Genomic DNA, 18321 nt, shown 5'->3' with positions numbered 1-18321 from the left:
TATTTCAGTACAAACCACTAAAAATCAGACATTTATTCATTAAAAACCAAAGCAACAAGACAAAATTTCCGATTCGTAAAATCAATTACGCGTGGCATTTGTTTTGAGTCCAAGCAGAAGATAAATACTAAGGCGCCTTAGATAGTGGAAAGATTAAACACCTAAGAAAAATAAGATGTTTCTTAACAGCTCTTAGATGGCGAAAAATAACCGCCTTGGAAAACTAAGAGTAACTAAGATGTCTTAAATGGTAAAAAATAGTAAAAACAAAAGCATAAATGAACTTCAACAATTTTACAATAAAAGCCCAGGAGGCTGTTCAAAAAGCCTCAGAAATTGCACAAGGCAATCAACAACAGGCCATTGAGCCGGCACACCTTTTAAAAGGTTTGCTTACTGTTGATGAGAATGTGATTTCTTATGTATTAAAGAAACTTAATGTTAACCTCAATACGCTAAACCAGAAACTTGATGAAGAAATTGCCAGATTTCCAAAAGTAAGTGGTAGCAATATATATCTTTCATCAGGTGCAAATAGTGCCTTACAAAAAGCACAATCTTTTTTAAAAGAATTTAAAGATGAGTTTGTTTCTGTTGAGCATATGCTCTTAGGTATTCTGGCTGTAAACGACCAAACCTCAAAGCTTTTAAAAGAGCAGGGTGTAAATGAAAAAGATCTTAAGAAAGCCATTACAGAGTTACGTGGCGACAGACATGTAACCGACCAGAACGCAGAAGCAACTTATCAGGCATTAGGCAAATATGCCCGGAATTTAAATGAATATGCAGAAAGCGGAAAATTAGATCCGGTTATTGGTCGCGATGAAGAAATCAGACGTGTGATACAAATTTTATCACGTCGTACCAAAAACAACCCTATTTTAATTGGTGAGCCGGGCGTGGGTAAAACTGCTATAGCCGAAGGTATTGCTTTTAGAATTATCAAAGGTGACGTACCCGAAAACCTGAAATCTAAAGTAGTTTATTCATTAGATATGGGTGCGCTTATTGCCGGAGCTAAATACAAAGGCGAGTTTGAGGAACGTTTAAAGGCCGTGGTAAAAGAAGTTACCCAGAGTGATGGCGAAATCATTTTATTTATTGATGAGATCCATACATTGGTAGGTGCTGGTGGTGGCGAAGGAGCCATGGATGCCGCAAACATTCTTAAACCGGCTTTAGCCAGGGGCGAATTAAGGGCTATAGGTGCCACTACATTAGATGAATACCAGAAATATCTGGAAAAAGACAAAGCATTAGAGCGTCGTTTTCAAAAGGTAATGGTTGAAGAACCTGATACCCAAGATGCCATTTCTATTTTACGTGGACTAAAAGAGCGCTATGAAACCCACCACAAAGTACGTATCAAAGACGAAGCCATTATAGCCGCAGTAGAAATGAGCCAGCGTTACATTTCTGATCGTTTCTTACCAGATAAAGCTATTGACCTGATGGACGAAGCAGCTTCTAAATTGCGTATGGAAATGGATAGCGTACCAGAAAACGTAGATGCTCTAGAGCGTGAGATTATGCGCTTAGAAATAGAACGTGAAGCCATTAAACGTGAAAAAGACGATAAAAAGGTTAAAGAATTAACTGAAGAAATTGCCAATCTGGCTGCCGAACGCGATGAATTCAAAGCCAAATGGCAGGGTGAAAAAGACCTAGTTGATTCTATAAACCATCAGATAGAGCAAATTGAAAGCTATAAATTAGAAGCCGAACAGGCCGAACGTGCCGGAGATTATGGCAAAGTAGCCGAACTTAGATACGGTAAGATCAAAGAAGCGCAGGATAAAGTAGAAGCATTAAAAGCTGATCTGGCATCTCGCCAAAGCGATAGCAGAATGCTTAAAGAAGAAGTTACTGCAGATGATATTGCAGGCGTTGTAGCACGCTGGACAGGTATTCCGGTTACAAAACTGGTAGCCAGTGAAAGAGAAAAGCTATTGCACCTAGAAGAAGAATTGCATAAACGCGTAGCCGGACAAGATGAAGCAATTGAAGCTATATCTGATGCCATACGTCGTTCGCGTGCAGGTTTGCAGGATAAACGCAAACCTATAGGATCGTTTATATTTTTAGGTACTACAGGCGTAGGTAAAACAGAGTTGGCAAAAGCACTTGCCGAGTTTTTGTTTAATGATGAAAATGCGCTTACACGTATAGATATGAGCGAATATCAGGAAAGACATGCCGTTTCACGCTTAATAGGTGCGCCTCCGGGATACGTGGGTTATGATGAAGGTGGACAACTTACAGAAGCGGTACGTCGTAAACCTTATTCTGTTGTACTTTTAGACGAAATTGAAAAAGCACATCCCGATGTATTCAATATCTTATTGCAGGTTTTAGACGACGGAAGGTTAACAGATAATAAAGGTCGTGTGGTTAATTTTAAAAACACCATTATTATAATGACCTCCAATATAGGTGCTCATTTGATCCAGGATAATTTCAAGGAGCTGAATGATAATAACCACGATGAAGTGGTAGCCAAAACTAAAAATGAGTTATTCGAATTGTTAAAACAGACCATACGTCCGGAGTTTTTAAACAGGATTGATGAGTTGATCATGTTCACTCCCCTTAATAGAAGTGAAATACGAAACATTGTTGATTTGCAGTTTAAACAAATACAACATACGCTAGCAGAAATGGGAATAGACATTACGGCAAGTAATGAAGCTTTAGACTGGCTTGCTCAATTAGGTTACGACCCTCAGTTTGGCGCTCGTCCTTTAAAACGAGTAATCCAAAAACGTATCTTAAACGAATTGTCTAAAGAGATACTAGCTGGCAAAGTAGATAAAGACAGCAAAATCAAATTAGACATGTTTGATAACAAGTTCGTATTCCTTAACGAGAAATAACATTTAAAAGTTTTAACATACTTTAAAGTCCCGGGTTTACCGGGACTTTTTTATTGTATTTTTGTCAGTACATTTTGGCATAGATGGTGTCACATGTACACTTATCTAAAAAGTAAGAAAAATCAGTGTTTTGTCATCAAAAACCTGTTTTGTCATCCTAAAATAATATACTGCAAGCATAACAAAAGCTATCTAACTAAGACTTAACACTTTACACAAAACAGCTCTTTTTTTGGCACGCAATCCTCTAAAAAGGGGTATGCCCTTTGCATTTATAGAGGCAAATAACGGTTAAATGTATAACTGTTATTCTCAATTAACACTGAAAATGAAAAAAGTATTATTATCATTAGTAGCTGTAGCAGCTATTACTTTTGGTGCTAACGCACAAACAGAAAAAGGAAAAATTATGTTAGGTGGTAACGTTGGTTTCAACAGCACCAAAGTTGAAGGTGCTGCAAAATCTGACGTAAAATTTAGCGTTGTTCCTAATGTTGGTTATTTCGTAGCTAACAATGTAGCTATTGGTACTGGTGTAGGTTATACCTATAACAAAGCTGTTAGCAATTCAAGACAAAACGAAGCTTTCGTGGTAGCTCCTTTCGGTCGTTACTATGTAGGTTTATCAGATCAGTTTAAATTCTACGGACAATTAGCAGTTCCTATGGCGTTTGGTACAAACAAAGCGGTAGATGCTAACGGAGATACTGGTGCTAAATTAGGTACAAGTACTTCTATAGGTGTAAACCTTGCTCCTGGTTTTGCTTTCTATCCAACTAAAAGAGTTGGTATTGAATTATCTGTTAATGGTTTAGATTATGCTCATAACGAGTACAAAGTTGAATCAACTGGAACGAAAGTAAAAAGCAACAGCTTTGGTTTAAATGCTGATACTTTTGCACCAAAATTAGGTGTGCAATTTCACTTTTAATCCTTAAAGATTTATACAAAAAGCCCTGCAAAATTTGCAGGGCTTTTTTATTGCTCTTCCATTAAGTCACAATTTATCAACATCAATATAAATCTTAAGGTTTATGCTTAGTTTTGTTTCATATCAACATTATATGAAAAAACTTTTCTTGTCATTTTTAACGGCAGCTATCTTATTTAACAGTGGCTGTCAAAGCAAATCACAATCGGCTACAGGTAGCAAAAGTGCTGATTCAACTCAAACAGAAGAAAGTACCCAAGCCGGAAAAACAACATCCGAAAAACAAGATGCCAATCCGATAGATATCAGTAAAGTAAAGACTGCTGATGCAAAAACCATACTTGAACGTCCGCAGGTACCTATTTTATGTTATCACCAGGTACGTAACTGGAAACCAACCGATGGCAAAGTGGGTAAAGATTATATTGTTGAAATAGAGAATTTTAAAAACCACATTAAAATGCTGGTTGACAGTGGTTATAATACCATATTACCTGATCAGCTTTATGCGTATTTAAATGAAGGTAAGCCACTACCTAAAAAACCTATTATGCTTACTTTTGATGATACTGACTTAGATCAGTACACCATCGTTAACCCACTTCTTAAAAAGTATGGCTACAAAGCGGTGTATTTTATCATGACCGTATCTATTGGCAAAAAAGGAAAATTTGTAGATTACATGAGTGCCGACCAGATCAAACAACTTTCTGACGAAGGTAACGTAATTGGAAGTCATACTTATGATCACAAGAATTTTAAAAAATACGAGGGTAAAGACTGGGAAGAACAGTTAGATAAACCAACCAAAAAGTTAGAGCAGATTACCGGTAAGAAAATTGACTATTTTGCTTATCCATTTGGTTTATGGAATGCAGAAGGCATACCTCAGCTTAAAAAACGTGGGTTTAAAATGGCTTTTGCATTGGCAGATAAACGCGACCCTAATGAACCGTTATATACCGTACGTCGTATTATTGCCAGCGGTTATTGGAGTCCTAAAACATTACACAACGCGATCGTTAAAAGCTTTTAATCAGCATATTTTTAATAAAAAACAAAAAGCGCTTGCAGAAATATTGCAAGCGCTTTTTGTTTCGAGAGTATCAAAAGAGCTTTAAATAAGCTCTTTTATCTGGTAATTTCTTTGGTTGAAAGTAAAATCGTCACCTTTTCTTTTACCCATTAACAGTTTACCCAAAGGCGCTACAGGCGATAGAGCAAAATAGCTTACCCCCTTAACCGTAAACTGTCCTGCACTAATAGAAAGGTAAAAATTACCATTATTGGTCAATACCAAAGTGCCATTCTTTATTACATCAGGAGTTGCATTAGTGTTCAAGGCCAGCAATAAAGCTTTTTGCTGTTGCGCATCTGCCAGAAGCTGCATATTACGGTTTATATCTTGCTGAGCCATTTCCCGCCCGGTTTCATACTTATCGCCCGCACTGCTTTTGGTATCATCTGTACTAGCTTGTTGTGCCTGCTTTAAAGCTTCTTCCGCATTTTGTATGCGCTCATTGATAAAGCCTGTACAAAGCTGGTAAAGTTCTTCTTTGATTTTCTGCACTTGAATTTCAGTTTAGTTTATCCTTACTTAATATCTAACTTTCCATCCATTTCACTTTTTCGATCATTGGGGTGCGGTTAGCCTCACGTGCTTGCTCATTATGATAGCCCATATAAAAAAGTCCGTAGCATTTTTCATTTTCATTGAGTTCCAAGAATTTACCTAAATGCTCAATCATACCCGGCGAACTCCAATAAGCACCAACATTTAAACTTTCGGCAGTAAGTGCCATATTTTGTACAGCACAGGCCATAGCAGCCAGTTCTTCCCAGGCAGGAAGCTTATCGGGATGATATTGTACATTTAAAGCCAAGATACAATCTGCTTTTTGCGTTTTAAGAGTAAAACTATCATGTTTCTTCTGCAGAAATTTTTCAGGAGTAGTAGTACTTTTATATATCGCAGCCAATTCTTCGCCCAACCTCAGTTTAGCTTCTTTTCTGATTACTATAAATCTCCAAGGTTGTGTTAATTTATGTGTAGGTGCATAATTTGCACTTTCCAGTATCTGCTCAATAACGCCTCTTGGTATTTCTTTTTCAATGTAACTATCGGTAAAAACACTTCGCCTGTTTTTAATGATTTGTGCTAAAATTTCGCTGTTTGAACTCATTCAGCAAAAATAACAGATAAAGCCATAGTTTTCCCCCTGCTTTTGTAAAATTGAACACTTATTTTTTCAAGCAAAAAATCTTATTTTTAATTATCTAAAACCAATAACTTAAAATATGAAAATCGTAAAATTTATCTTGTGCCTTTTATTTGGCCTTACGTTTATGAATGCTGGGTTAAACAAATTCTTTAACTACATGCCTACACCCCAACTAACAGAAGTTCAACAAAAGTTTTTTGGAGCATTTATGCAGATTACTTGGTTAATGCCCTTAGTAGCTACTATAGAAATTTTGGGTGGTTTATTGTTTATATTTCCTAAAACCAGAGCATTGGGCGCCATAGTCATTTTACCCGTTATGGTTGGTATTCTGATACACCATTCTGTTATTGATCCATCGGGCCTTGCCATGGCATTAGTACTCTTTGCCATTAACTTATGGATCATTATAGACAATTATAAAAAATATAGGGTTCTGATTAGTTAAACTTGCTTTTTCAACTGTTTTCTGATTTGTTTTGCCTTGGCAAAAAAGGCGATGCTTTCTTTATCTATCAAATAATCTATGGTGTTGATTAATTCTTCTTTTACCCAGGAATATTTGATAGATAAATTAGCCAGTATATTTAAGCAATGCGATTTTATGGCTACAGGAGTACCGTCATCTATCAGCCATACAAAAACCGTTTCGAGCAAAGGTTCTGCATCATAGCTTTCTACTATGGCTTTAACAGCTTTAGGTTGCCGCTTATTTGTAATTAAAGCCAATATTTTAGAGAAATGCCTTTTTGCGGATAGGTTCTCTTGTTTTGAAAAAACAGCTAAGAAATAAGCGATATGTGGTAAAAAAGCTTCTGTATGATTTACATAGATGTTTTCAAGTATCCACGCCGCCCTGAAACCAATTTTCTGATCAGCGTGAAAGGTCAAATCAATAATATCTCTTACCTGCCACTTATTTTGCAGGGCCGTAGCAGCAAGACTTTCTACTTTATGTTTCTGTAAAGTTGTTTGTATCTGCTTCAACAGCTCCTGCATACAGTAGATTTATTTAGCTAAAATGATATAAGAATACTAAATCGCCAATAAAAGCAGGTTTAGCCTGATCTTTGATTTCAAGTACAGTTTCCAATATGGCTTTTGTGGTTCCTCTTAGGTTAACAATCGATTTAAGTGTAGCTTTTAGCCTAATTTGGCTGTTAACCGTTACAGCTTGTCCAAACTTTAAGTTCTCTATACCATAGTTGATCTCCATTTTAAGGTTATGGATTTCTACGATTTGCTTCCATAAATACGGAACTAATGATAAAGTCAAATAGCCATGCGCTATGGTTGTGCCAAATGGGCTTTCTTTTGCAGCACGCTCCTCGTCAATATGTATCCATTGATGATCTAAAGTAGCATCTGCAAACTGATTGATCTGGTTCTGATCAATGGTATGCCATTCTGAAACGCCTATTTCTTTGCCTAAATATGATGCAAATTCATCATAATTATTAATTACAGTCATTGTATAATCTTATTTCTGGTTAAAATTATTTTAATATAGATTCTAGGTCTGCAGCAGAATAGGCTACAGATTTCAGTGTTTTATGATCGTTACTGCGATATACTAAAAACAAACCATCTATTTCTTTATAGTAAGCATCTACATTATCTTTACGTTTGTAATGTGCTATGGTTTCCTCAGCTTCTTCAGCAGTTTTACATGCTTTGCTCATGTTAGAACGATGTACTTCATCAAACAAAATTTTAAAATGATTGCTTAAACCAAATTCATGAACAGCACCTGCCAGAACATATTGTATATCGCATAAAGCATCAGCAATACCAACCATGTCTTTTTGCGCCACAGCCTCTCTTAATTCATCTAATTCTTCTGCTATCAGATCTATTCTTAGTTGACAACGTTCCGGAGAAGGTATAGCCGGTTGTTCTAAAATAGGATGTTTAAAAGTGGTGTGAAACTCAGCAACCTGGCTCAATGCATTTAAATCTTTCATATCTGTATTTTCAATAAGCTAAGATTTAACATTAATTGCTAAACACCAAATTTTATTATCAACAACAAAAAAGCGGTTATTATAGAGTGCTTTTATACTCAGAATACTTTATGGCATTAAATATTTTTTTATGTTGATATAAAGGTTTATGATTTGTAGCTTTGGGCAAATTTTTGATCAAATGAATATCCACGAATATCAAGGTAAACAAATTCTTAAGAGCTTTGGCGTTGCCGTACAAGAAGGCATCGTTGCAGATACAGTTGAACAAGCTGTAGAAGCCGCTAAAAAAATGAAAACTGACTTTAACTCTGACTGGGTTGTGATTAAAGCACAGATCCACGCCGGGGGTAGAGGAAAAGGTGGCGGTGTTAAACTTGCCAAGAATTTAGACGAAGTAAAGCAAAGAGCTACAGATATTTTAGGAATGCAGCTGGTTACTCCGCAAACTGGTCCTGAAGGCAAAAAAGTAAACAAAGTGTTGGTAGCACAAGATGTGTACTATCCAGGTCCATCTGCAACCAGCGAGTTTTATATGAGCGTTTTATTAGACCGTGCAAAAGGCAGAAACATCATTATGTACAGTACCGAAGGCGGTATGGACATTGAGGAAGTTGCTGAAAAAACACCTCATTTGATTTTTAAAGAAGAAATTGACCCTAAAGGTGGCTTACAAGGTTTCCAAGCTCGTAAAATAGCTTTTAACTTAGGTTTAAGCGGTGCTGCTCATAAAGAAATGGTAAAATTTGTTTCGGCACTTTACAAAGCTTATGATCAGACTGACTCTTCAATGTTTGAGATTAACCCTGTATTAAAAACCAGCGACGATAAAATTATTGCAGTTGATGCTAAAGTTAATCTAGACGAGAATGCATTATACCGTCACCCTGATTACGCTGCAATGCGTGATATTACTGAGGAAGATCCAACAGAAGTTGAAGCTAGCGAAAGCAATCTTAACTATGTTAAATTAGATGGTAATGTAGGTTGTATGGTAAACGGTGCTGGTTTGGCAATGGCTACCATGGATATCATTAAAATTGCAGGTGGCGAGCCAGCTAACTTCCTTGACGTAGGTGGTACAGCTAATGCCCAAACTGTAAAAGCTGCTTTCAACATTATTTTGAAAGATCCTAATGTTAAAGCCATTCTAATTAACATTTTTGGTGGTATTGTTCGTTGCGACAGAGTTGCTCAAGGTGTTATTGATGCTTACAATGAAATTGGCGACATCAGAGTTCCAATTATTGTACGTTTACAAGGAACAAACGCAGAAGAAGCTAAAAAATTAATTGACGAATCAGGATTAAAAGTTTATTCGGCTATCTTATTAAAAGAAGCTGCTGATTTAGTAACTAAAGTTTTGGCTTAATCAGTTTATTAAGATAAAAAAAGCCGGCCTTTATAAAAAAGGCCGGCTTTTTTTCTATATGATTTATAAAATAACTTAGTTAGAGAATAGCATTTCTGCTTTTTAAACAGCATAGAGCTTAAAAGATACCACAAAGCAGCTTCCCCCTTCTTCATCATTGGCTTCATACCAGATTTTACCACCCTGTAGTTCGGTAAATTCCTTACACAATAACAAACCCAATCCTACACCTTTTTCATTATTGGTACCAAAGGTAGAAAGAGCCTTAAGCTTAAAGAGTTCATCTCTGTTTTGTTCCTTTATGCCCAATCCGTTATCCTTAATTTTAATTAAACAGTTTTCTGCATCTTGTTCTACAGATACCCAAACTTTACCTCCTTCTGGTGTAAACTTTATGGCATTGTTAACTAGGTTTCTTACCACGATTAAAAACATGTTCAAATCTGCAGCAATCAAAGCTTTTTGGTTAATATCCATCCTAAGTGAAATATCTTTCTTATTCGCGATATTCCGTTCCAAGCTCAGGCCTTTTCCTAGTTCATCGGCTACATCTACTTCTACAATATCAACCCTGGTACCATCTAATTGAGATTTTGACCACATCAGCACATTCGTTAGCATCTCTAAAGTATCTTTTGTAACCTGCAATAAACTACTCTGAACCTGCTCGTCCTCCTCTTTGCTCATATCGGTCTGTACCAATATTTCCAAATAACCTAATATCGAGCTCAGTGGCGACCTGATGTCATGCGCAACAATAGAAAAAAGCTTAGCTTTCTCAAGGTTGAGTTTTTCTAAACTTTTATTTTGCTCTAAAATCTTAATATGCTGCTCCTGCACCTCAAGATTTTTAAGGAATACTTTGTTTCTTTCCCGATCATAGTTATTTCTTATGAAACTGATGCTAAGGCAGATCAATAAAGCTACCACCATATAAGTAATCCCAAAATCTATTGCTTTGGTTAAATCATCGCGATAGGTATTCGGAATAAACTCAGGATATAGATACTCAAAAACAAGTACGCCCAATACCGTTACCATATTCAAAGTAATCCAAACGGCAAGCTCTTTTTTAGGTACCACTACAATGGTAATGAGCAGGATTAAACAAAAAAGCACCAAATTGGGCCCGTAAATACCAGAGTTAAAAAAATAGTTGAACAAAAAGGTAAAATTGGCGACTATGCCCAAACTACGGATAGCCCATTTTGTATTACGCCTACATCTTGAAAGATAATAGAGACCTATAGAAAAGATCGTTCCCAAAAAACAAATTATGGCAACGGCTTTTAAACCCATATAATAGTTAAAAAAGATCTCAAAGAAAAACGCTACAATAGCAATGATGCAAAATGTGTTAAATATTCTTTCTTCTAGCGAGTGTTTCTCGGGATCACCTATGATATAATGAGCGCTTAGCCACGAATGTAATTTTGCCACAAACTATCTGGAGTAAGTTTAAACAAACATACCCATATTCAATGAGAAACAAACAACCTTAGTTTAAATTTTACATAGCAAGATGTTAGAAATTAGGCAGTAAATCTTTATTTTTACAGCTTTTATAATTAAATCGATATGATTAGAAGACAACAAATTAATGATTTATTAAAATCTACTGCATTTAACACTGAGGTAAAAGTTATGGGCTGGGTAAAAACTTTCCGTAATAATCAGTTTATAGCCTTAAATGATGGCTCTTGTATGGCAAACATTCAGGTTGTGGTTGACTTTAATAATACTCCTGAAAATTTGTTGAAAAGAATAACCACCGGCGCAGCTATTACTGTAGAAGGGATTTTGGTTGAATCTTTGGGTAAAGGACAAACTGTAGAGATTAAAGCTTCTAAAGTTGAGATTTTAGGTGATAGTGATGCTGAAAAATACCCTTTACAACCTAAAAAGCACAGTTTAGAGTTTTTAAGAGAAATTGCACACCTGCGTTTCAGAACCAATACCTTCAATGCCGTTTTTAAAGTACGCCATGCACTGGCTTTTGCTATTCATCAGTTTTATAATGAACGTGGCTTTGTGTACATGCATACTCCAGTAATTACGGCGAGTGATGCAGAAGGTGCTGGCGAAATGTTTAGGGTAACTACTTTAGATTTTGATCATACACCCCGTACTGAAGATGGTAAAGTAGATTTCTCAGCCGACTTTTTTGGCCGCTCTACCAATTTAACCGTATCAGGGCAATTAGAAGGCGAACTGGCAGCTACCGCATTTGGTAAGATTTATACTTTTGGACCAACTTTCAGGGCTGAAAATTCAAATACTACCCGCCATTTGGCCGAATTCTGGATGATTGAACCTGAAGTGGCTTTTGCCGATCTGGAAAACAACATGGAATTGGCTGAAGACATGATGAAATATGTAATCAGCTACGCTAAAGATCATTGTGCAGAAGAATTGGCTTTCTTAAATAATCGCTTACTGGAAGAAGAAAAGCAAAAACCTCAGAATGAGCGCAGCGAACTTTCATTACTTGAAAAATTAGATTTTTGTTTAAATAACGATTTTCAACGCTTAACTTATACAGAAGCGATTGATATCTTAAAAGCATCGAAACCTAACCAGAAGAAGCAATTTAAATATCTAATTGAAGGATGGGGAGCTGATCTGCAAAGTGAACACGAACGTTACCTGGTAGAAAAACATTTCAAAAAACCAGTTATCTTAACAGATTACCCTAAAGATATCAAATCGTTTTATATGCGCTTAAATGATGATGGTAAAACCGTGGCAGCCATGGATATTCTGTTTCCGGGCATAGGTGAAATGATAGGTGGTTCACAACGTGAAGAACGTTTAGATGTGCTTACGAAGCGTATGGAAGAAATGGGCGTACCTCAGGACGAATTATGGTGGTATTTAGATACACGCCGCTTTGGTACCGTACCTCACGCTGGCTTTGGGCTAGGTTTTGAACGTTTGGTACTTTTCGTTACCGGTATGACCAATATCCGTGATGTAATTGCATTTCCTCGTTTTCCAAAAAGCGCTGAATTTTAATTGTATAAGTTAATATCATAAAAAATCCCGCTAAATGCTTAGCGGGATTTTTTATTCAAGTATATTTAATAATCACATCTTAACTGTGATCAGAAAAAGGATTGGCCTTTTTATAGTCTTCCTGAGAAACTACATAATCTGTAGGTAAAAAGCTTTCGGGCGTACTTAAAGCCATACCTAGCTCAAATCTAGAAGGATAAGGTGTTTTCAACAACGAACCAGCAGGTATATAAGGATAGGTCTCTAAATAAGACTGAATCACATTTTGTGTTACTCTTCTGTTGATATATGCACGGGTTAACTGACTTGGCTCTTTTAAGCCCGCAGCGCCTAACAATTCTACTGCGCTGGCAACAGTCAGATTATGAAAATTCTTAACCCTTACTTTCTTATCTTCAACTACTAAGCCTTTCATTAAGCTTGGATCCTGAGTAGCCACACCTGTAGGACAGGTATTACTATTACATTCCAATGCCTGGATACATCCCAATGCAAACATCATTCCACGGGCAGCATTACACATATCAGCACCTAAAGCAATATTCTTAACTATATCAAAACCACTTGATACTTTACCCGATGCAATAATTTTAATGTGTTTTTTCAGATCAAAACCAACCAGAGAATCATATACAAAAGCAATACCATCACGTAAAGGCATACCCACAGAGTTAGAGAACTCCTGTGGTGCTGCACCTGTACCACCTTCTCCACCATCTACAGTGATAAAATCTACATAGACACCGGTCTCTATCATCGCTTTACAGATTGCTAAGAACTCACTGCGGCGACCAATACATAATTTGATACCTACCGGTTTACCACCTGATAGCTCTCTTAAGCGTTTTACAAATTGCATCAGTTCTAATGGTGTAGAAAATGCTGAATGCGATGGTGGCGATAATACATCTTTTCCTTCAGGAACCAAACGGATACGAGCTACTTCAGGTGTTACTTTCTTACCTGGAAGCATACCACCATGACCTGGTTTTGCACCTTGAGAAATCTTGATCTCTACCATTTTAACCTGATCGCTTTGCGATCTTTCTGCAAAAGCCTCACCGTTAAAAGTACCATCTGCATTTCTACAGCCGAAATATCCGGTTCCTATTTGCCAGATCAAATCTCCACCCATTTGGCGGTGGTAATCACTAATTCCTCCCTCACCTGTATTATGAGCAAAATCACCCAATTTGGCCCCACCATTTAACGCCAATACTGCATTTTGGCTCAATGAACCAAAACTCATTGCCGATATATTATAAATACTTGCAGAGTAAGGTTGCTTACATTCCGGTCCGCCTACAGTAACTCTAGGGTGTAGATTTAAATCATGGTGACTTATAGCCATAATGCTATGGCTTAACCATTCGTAACCGTTATCATAAACATTTAACTGGGTTCCGAAAGGAATAGTATCTAATTCTTTTTTAGCTCTTTGGTAAATCAAAGATCTATTTAGGCGATTATAAGGGGTACCATTAGTATCGCTCTCTACAAAATACTGATACACCTTAGGCCTCATATTTTCCATAAAATATCTCAACCTTCCAAACACCGGATAGTTTCTTACAATACTATGTTTTGGTTGGTAAAGGTCATAAATACCTAATAAAACAAACGGACCTGTAAAAATAGCAGTCCACCATAAAAATGGCTGATACAACCCTAACATTACGGTAAAAGCAACCAAGAAGGCTGCGATTGCAATAAATGCCTTTCTCATCTCAAAATACTTTAAAAAATCATCTAAATTTTGTGCTAAGGTAGCAATATAAACTTGATAGATAAAACAACTGTAATTTGATTTTGTTAATTTTACGTATGCTGATTAAAATATATCCTGAAAATCCGAATGAAAGGGCTTTGAGCCAAGTAGTTGATGTCTTAAGAAAAGGGGGCATCATTATATACCCTACAGATACTGTTTATGGTATGGGTTGCGATATTACCAATCAAAAAGCCATTGAAAGAATTTGTAGAATTAGAGGTATAAAACCCGAAAAAGCCAATCTATCCTTTATATGCTCTGATCTGAGTAACATTTCTGACTATATCAAACCCATAGATAATACCGTATTCAGAGTACTTAAAAAGGCCCTACCTGGTCCTTTTACTTTTATTTTTAACGCCAATAATCAGGTACCCAAATTGCTAAGCTCCAATAAAAAAACAGTAGGTATCCGTGTACCAGACAATAACATTGCAAGAGAAATTGTAAAGATGTTAGGTAATCCTATTTTATCTACCTCTATTAGAGATGATGATGAAATTATAGAATATTCTACTGATCCGGAACTGATCCATGAGAAATATGAAGACTTAGTGGATATTATAATTGATGGAGGCTACGGAGGCAATGAAGCTTCAACTGTAGTTGATTGTACCCAAGGTGAGTTTGAAGTAATGAGAGAGGGAAAAGGAAATCTGGAAGATTATATCTGATTCAAAAAAGAAATTTGTTAACTTTCTGTTAATCTTAAAACTTATTTGTTTTCTTAGCTTTGCACAAACTATAACTTTAATAAATACGCGTATGAAAAAAACTCTACTTAAAACATTTATTTTATTTTTCTTAACGAGTTATCAATTATTGTGGGCTCAGACAAACCCTGCCCCACAATCATTGCCCTATGCTCAGAATTTTGATGGACTTCTGGCAAATTCTACTGTATATCCTGCTGGTTGGCAAGGTTGGACTGTAAGCACAGCTCCTTCTGCTTCATTTAATACTAACAGCCCTACAGCAGATAGAGCTTTAGTTGCATCAAGTTCAGCAAGTACCAATAGTGGAAACGTACATAATTACAATGGTAAAATCGGCTTTTTGAATACTGGTAGTTTGGATTTATCATTGGTACTAAGTATAAATACCTCTTCCTTACAAAATATAAAAGTAAATTATGACATTTCTACCATAAGAAACCCTTATGATGGTTCGGCAAATGACCGAATTAATGAAGTTATTTTACAATATAGAGTAGGGACTTCTGGTAGTTTCACGAATGTTCCAAATTCACCACTCTATCAAAATAATACCACAGCACAGACAGGTGCAGGGGTTACAACTCCTCAAAATAATCTTTCTCTATCTGTTATCTTACCACAAGCATGCGAAAATAAATCAGAAGTTCAGCTTAGATGGATATCAAGACAAGTTTCAGGAGGAGGTAGCAGACCAAGTTTTGCTATTGATAATGTTGATATTGCACCTATTAACACTCCTACAATAACTGCTTTACCTAACGCTCTAAATTTTATCAGCCAAACAATCAATACAACATCTGCTGAAAAAAGCTTCACTTTAAATTATACCAATTTAGATGGAACAGATGTAACATTAAATACAAATGCACCTTTCTCTATCTCAAAAACAAGTGGCGGAACTTTTTCTAATACCCTCACTTATACACAGGCTGATCTGAACAGTACAAGTACTACAATTTATGTAAAATATGCACCTACTGTTGAAGGTAATTCTAGCGGTAATATTACCATTTCTGGTGGAGGTACCCTGTCTAATACAATCTTGTCCTTAAATGGCTACGGAATGGACCCTAACTTTGCCATAACCGGAGATTATACACAAGATTTTAATGATGTTAATTTTTTAGCTAATTCTTACTGGACACAGGTAAGTGCAAAAGGAAATGTAAAAACATGGGAATATACTGCGTCACAAACTCATGCAGGTGCCGGAGCAGCTTATATGAATGGATTTGGAGAGACTGAAACAGATGTTGATGGTAATCAGCCAAGTGATGATTGGTTAATCTCTCCTAGGATGAATCTTACGGCTTTCGCTAATTTTCCTATCGTTAGTTTCTGGAACAAAAAAAATTATGTTGGCCCTGATATTAAGCTTTATATTTCTACTACTTATAATGGCAACGGCGTTATCAATCTTGCAGATTGGACAGAATTGACCAATGTTGGTATTCCCAGCACTACCGGTACATGGATCCAATCTAACAATATAGATCTTTCTGCTTATAAAACTGCAAATACCTATTTGGCATTCAGGTATGTAACTGACAATTCAGGTAGTTCAAATGCAGCCGAATGGAGAGTAGATGATTTCTCATTAACCAATAAAACCAGTACTTACAGTATTCCTAAAAATACCATTGTTTTTAATGAAACAGCAGCTGGCGGTACATCTGCAAGCAAGAATTTCTCTTTCTCAAGCTCAGGTTATGGAGATATTACTTTAACTGCTCCGCAAAATTTTGAGTTATCTACAGATGACATCACTTTTGCTTCTACAGTAATTGTACCATCTGCTGAAGCTGCAACTGGAAAAACAATTTATGCTCGATTTATACCTACTTCAACTGCGGTATTTTTATCAGATAAAATTACTTTTTCAGGAACTGGTTTAACTGTTGATGGACCACAATTAAAAGGAAGCTCTTTACTTAAAGCTAATACTTTTGATCTTGTCAGCTGGAATATGGAGTTTTTTGGTAATGGAACTGCTATTCCTGGCTATGGACCTGCAAACAGAACTTTACAAATTAATAATGCTGCAATAGTATATAATACCATGCTCCCTGATGTAATAGGCATACAGGAAGTATCTGACGAAGCAGCTGTTGATGAGCTTTTGACCAAATTACCTTCTACTTATAAAAAGAAAATATCTCAGGTATATTCATATTCTATTAAACCTAGTAACAGTACAGATCCTTATCCTGCTCAAAAAGTAGGTTTTATTTATAACTCTGCAACCGTAGATACTGTAGGTTTCAGAGTAATGTTTTTAAAGCAATATAAAGATGCTGTAAATGTGGGACCTGTTGGAACAATTACCGATAGTTTCTGGTCTTCAGGTCGTTTACCTTTTATGGGCATATTTAATGTAACAACTTTAGATGGTTTAAAAAAACGTGTTAATGTTGTAGTTATACATGCTAAATCTGGTAGTGCTGCTGCTGACAATAGCAGAAGAACAGCTGATGTAGCCGTATTAAAGGACTCTCTTGCATTATATTACCCAGATAATGTTGCTATTGTTGGCGATTATAATGATCTGGTTGAAGGTTCTATTGCATCAGGTAAAACATCTCCATACAAAATCTTAACAGATAATGGTTATAAAGCTCTTACACTTCCTCTATTACAAGCTGGAGAAGGAACTTTTGTTGGAGGTAATAATCCAAGTATGATAGACAATATTATTGTGTCTAACGATTTGGTTAGCCTTAATGAAACCAATTCAACAGCTATTGAAGATGCCAGAGAATATATCTCAGGTTACAAATCGAACACTTCAGATCACCTTCCTGTTTATACCCGTTTTACTTTTCCTATAGGTACCTTACCAATTAAGGTGGCTAATTTTGATGTTAAAGCGAAAGGTGCTATTGTTGAAATTAATTGGAGTACTGCAACAGAAACAAACAATAGTTATTTTACCATTAAACGCTCTGTTGATGGCAAAAACTTTACTGCGATCAAAACTATTCCTGGTGCGGGTAACAGTAATCAGCTTAAATCTTATACTACAATAGATAATAATGCTCCTAAGGGAACCGTTTATTATCGTTTGACACAAACTGATTTTGATAACAACCCTACTGATTATCCTGAGGTAAGATCTGTAAATATTTTTGGAACTGAAGCTTTTTCAGTATATCCTAACCCGGTAAAAAACCAGTTATTCCTTAGCTACGAAAGCACAAGCACCAATGATAAATTAGTACTGAGTGGTGTTGATGGTAAGGTAATTTTAACGGCAACCGGCACAAACGAGCAGATTACCTCAAAAGTAAACAGTAAACTAAATACGCTTACAACCGGAGTATATATATTAAAACTTACTACAGGCAATAAAACTTATCAGAGTAAATTGATTAAACAATAATTTATTCTTACCAGTACATCTTTAAGGTGTTCGAAGCTTAATCTTTGAACACCTTATTTTTTGCATTTTTTTGTAAAT

15 protein-coding genes are annotated in these 18321 nt (G+C 36.2%); 8 read left to right on the top strand and 7 right to left on the bottom strand.

The genetic code is table 11. The annotated features are described in order from the left end of the window. The first annotated feature begins 278 nt into the window (after positions 1–278). The 3 genes from clpB (at position 279) to MMF97_RS09910 (ending at position 4840) form a co-directional block, all read left to right on the top strand. On the top strand, positions 279–2873 hold the full coding sequence (gene clpB / locus MMF97_RS09920; protein WP_243362027.1) for an ATP-dependent chaperone ClpB: 2595 nt from the start codon (positions 279–281) through the stop codon (positions 2871–2873). Positions 2874–3201: 328 nt separating this feature from the next. Further along, positions 3202–3804, top strand: coding sequence for an outer membrane beta-barrel protein (locus MMF97_RS09915; RefSeq protein WP_243362025.1), 603 nt, complete (start codon positions 3202–3204; stop codon positions 3802–3804). Between the two features lie 133 nt (positions 3805–3937). Further along, entirely contained in the window at positions 3938–4840 is a 903-nt protein-coding gene (locus tag MMF97_RS09910; protein WP_243362023.1) for a polysaccharide deacetylase family protein, read from the top strand. Between the two features lie 81 nt (positions 4841–4921). Here the strand turns inward: MMF97_RS09910 and MMF97_RS09905 are convergent, their stop codons facing one another. Both MMF97_RS09905 and MMF97_RS09900 read right to left on the bottom strand, forming a co-directional pair. After that, positions 4922–5374: a GreA/GreB family elongation factor gene (locus MMF97_RS09905; RefSeq protein WP_243362021.1), complete on the bottom strand. Its 453-nt coding sequence runs from the start codon at positions 5372–5374 to the stop codon at positions 4922–4924. A gap of 34 nt (positions 5375–5408) precedes the next feature. Next, on the bottom strand, positions 5409–5987 hold the full coding sequence (locus tag MMF97_RS09900) for a nitroreductase family protein (RefSeq protein ID WP_243362020.1): 579 nt from the start codon (positions 5985–5987) through the stop codon (positions 5409–5411). A 115-nt stretch (positions 5988–6102) separates the two neighbouring features. On the opposite strand from MMF97_RS09900, the gene MMF97_RS09895 reads away from it, so the two are divergent. After that, positions 6103–6474 (top strand): DoxX family membrane protein, encoded by a 372-nt coding sequence (locus MMF97_RS09895; RefSeq protein ID WP_243362018.1) that lies wholly within the window; start codon positions 6103–6105, stop codon positions 6472–6474. Here the strand turns inward: MMF97_RS09895 and MMF97_RS09890 are convergent. From MMF97_RS09890 to MMF97_RS09880, 3 genes are read right to left on the bottom strand one after another with little or no spacing between them, the layout of a single operon-like run. Beyond that, positions 6471–7025 (bottom strand): hypothetical protein, encoded by a 555-nt coding sequence (locus MMF97_RS09890; RefSeq protein WP_243362016.1) that lies wholly within the window; start codon positions 7023–7025, stop codon positions 6471–6473. The genes MMF97_RS09895 and MMF97_RS09890 overlap by 4 nt on opposite strands. 13 nt (positions 7026–7038) lie before the next feature. Further along, entirely contained in the window at positions 7039–7497 is a 459-nt protein-coding gene (locus MMF97_RS09885; RefSeq protein WP_243362014.1) for a MaoC family dehydratase, read from the bottom strand. A gap of 25 nt (positions 7498–7522) precedes the next feature. Next, a complete protein-coding gene (locus MMF97_RS09880; RefSeq protein ID WP_243362012.1) occupies positions 7523–7990 on the bottom strand; it encodes a nucleoside triphosphate pyrophosphohydrolase family protein in 468 nt (155 codons plus the stop codon). 181 nt (positions 7991–8171) lie between these two features. On the opposite strand from MMF97_RS09880, the gene sucC reads away from it, so the two are divergent. Further along, complete coding sequence (sucC, locus tag MMF97_RS09875) at positions 8172–9362, top strand: ADP-forming succinate--CoA ligase subunit beta (protein ID WP_243362010.1); 1191 nt, start codon at positions 8172–8174, stop codon at positions 9360–9362. 102 nt (positions 9363–9464) lie between these two features. On the opposite strand, the gene MMF97_RS14630 is transcribed toward sucC, so the two are convergent. Continuing rightward, the gene (locus tag MMF97_RS14630) at positions 9465–10802 is read right to left on the bottom strand and encodes a sensor histidine kinase (protein WP_243362008.1); all 1338 of its coding nucleotides are present in this window, start codon (positions 10800–10802) and stop codon (positions 9465–9467) included. A gap of 138 nt (positions 10803–10940) precedes the next feature. On the opposite strand from MMF97_RS14630, the gene asnS reads away from it, so the two are divergent. Beyond that, positions 10941–12377: an asparagine--tRNA ligase gene (asnS, locus tag MMF97_RS09865; protein ID WP_243362006.1), complete on the top strand. Its 1437-nt coding sequence runs from the start codon at positions 10941–10943 to the stop codon at positions 12375–12377. A gap of 79 nt (positions 12378–12456) precedes the next feature. Here asnS and MMF97_RS09860 read toward each other — a convergent pair whose 3' ends face one another. After that, positions 12457–14103 carry an FMN-binding glutamate synthase family protein gene (locus MMF97_RS09860; RefSeq protein WP_243362003.1) on the bottom strand — a complete coding sequence of 549 codons (1647 nt, stop codon included), beginning with the start codon at positions 14101–14103 and terminating at the stop codon, positions 12457–12459. 98 nt (positions 14104–14201) lie between these two features. On the opposite strand from MMF97_RS09860, the gene MMF97_RS09855 reads away from it, so the two are divergent. Both MMF97_RS09855 and MMF97_RS09850 read left to right on the top strand, forming a co-directional pair. Continuing rightward, positions 14202–14822 carry an L-threonylcarbamoyladenylate synthase gene (locus MMF97_RS09855; protein ID WP_243362001.1) on the top strand — a complete coding sequence of 207 codons (621 nt, stop codon included), beginning with the start codon at positions 14202–14204 and terminating at the stop codon, positions 14820–14822. A gap of 91 nt (positions 14823–14913) precedes the next feature. Then, positions 14914–18243, top strand: a complete 3330-nt coding sequence (locus MMF97_RS09850) for a T9SS-dependent choice-of-anchor J family protein (RefSeq protein ID WP_243362000.1) — start codon at positions 14914–14916, stop codon at positions 18241–18243. The last annotated feature ends 78 nt before the right edge of the window (positions 18244–18321 follow it).

Origin of the sequence: Pedobacter montanisoli (genome assembly GCF_022809115.1) — a bacterium.
Lineage (GTDB): Bacteria > Bacteroidota > Bacteroidia > Sphingobacteriales > Sphingobacteriaceae > Pedobacter > Pedobacter montanisoli.
The sequence above is the reverse complement of the archived record's forward strand: the minus strand, read 5'-3'. Positions and strand labels throughout refer to the sequence as shown.

What these genes read in the sequence shown, in the direction of transcription:
- MMF97_RS09900 (WP_243362020.1), bottom strand. Translation starts at nt 5,987, where the DNA reads ATGAGTTCAAACAGCGAAATTTTAGCACAAATCATTAAAAACAGGCGA.
- asnS (WP_243362006.1), top strand. Translation starts at nt 10,941, where the DNA reads ATGATTAGAAGACAACAAATTAATGATTTATTAAAATCTACTGCATTT.
- MMF97_RS09885 (WP_243362014.1), bottom strand. Translation starts at nt 7,497, where the DNA reads ATGACTGTAATTAATAATTATGATGAATTTGCATCATATTTAGGCAAA.
- sucC (WP_243362010.1), top strand. Translation starts at nt 8,172, where the DNA reads ATGAATATCCACGAATATCAAGGTAAACAAATTCTTAAGAGCTTTGGC.
- MMF97_RS09880 (WP_243362012.1), bottom strand. Translation starts at nt 7,990, where the DNA reads ATGAAAGATTTAAATGCATTGAGCCAGGTTGCTGAGTTTCACACCACT.
- MMF97_RS09860 (WP_243362003.1), bottom strand. Translation starts at nt 14,103, where the DNA reads ATGAGAAAGGCATTTATTGCAATCGCAGCCTTCTTGGTTGCTTTTACC.
- MMF97_RS09910 (WP_243362023.1), top strand. Translation starts at nt 3,938, where the DNA reads ATGAAAAAACTTTTCTTGTCATTTTTAACGGCAGCTATCTTATTTAAC.
- MMF97_RS09915 (WP_243362025.1), top strand. Translation starts at nt 3,202, where the DNA reads ATGAAAAAAGTATTATTATCATTAGTAGCTGTAGCAGCTATTACTTTT.
- MMF97_RS09850 (WP_243362000.1), top strand. Translation starts at nt 14,914, where the DNA reads ATGAAAAAAACTCTACTTAAAACATTTATTTTATTTTTCTTAACGAGT.
- clpB (WP_243362027.1), top strand. Translation starts at nt 279, where the DNA reads ATGAACTTCAACAATTTTACAATAAAAGCCCAGGAGGCTGTTCAAAAA.
- MMF97_RS09855 (WP_243362001.1), top strand. Translation starts at nt 14,202, where the DNA reads ATGCTGATTAAAATATATCCTGAAAATCCGAATGAAAGGGCTTTGAGC.
- MMF97_RS09895 (WP_243362018.1), top strand. Translation starts at nt 6,103, where the DNA reads ATGAAAATCGTAAAATTTATCTTGTGCCTTTTATTTGGCCTTACGTTT.
- MMF97_RS09890 (WP_243362016.1), bottom strand. Translation starts at nt 7,025, where the DNA reads ATGCAGGAGCTGTTGAAGCAGATACAAACAACTTTACAGAAACATAAA.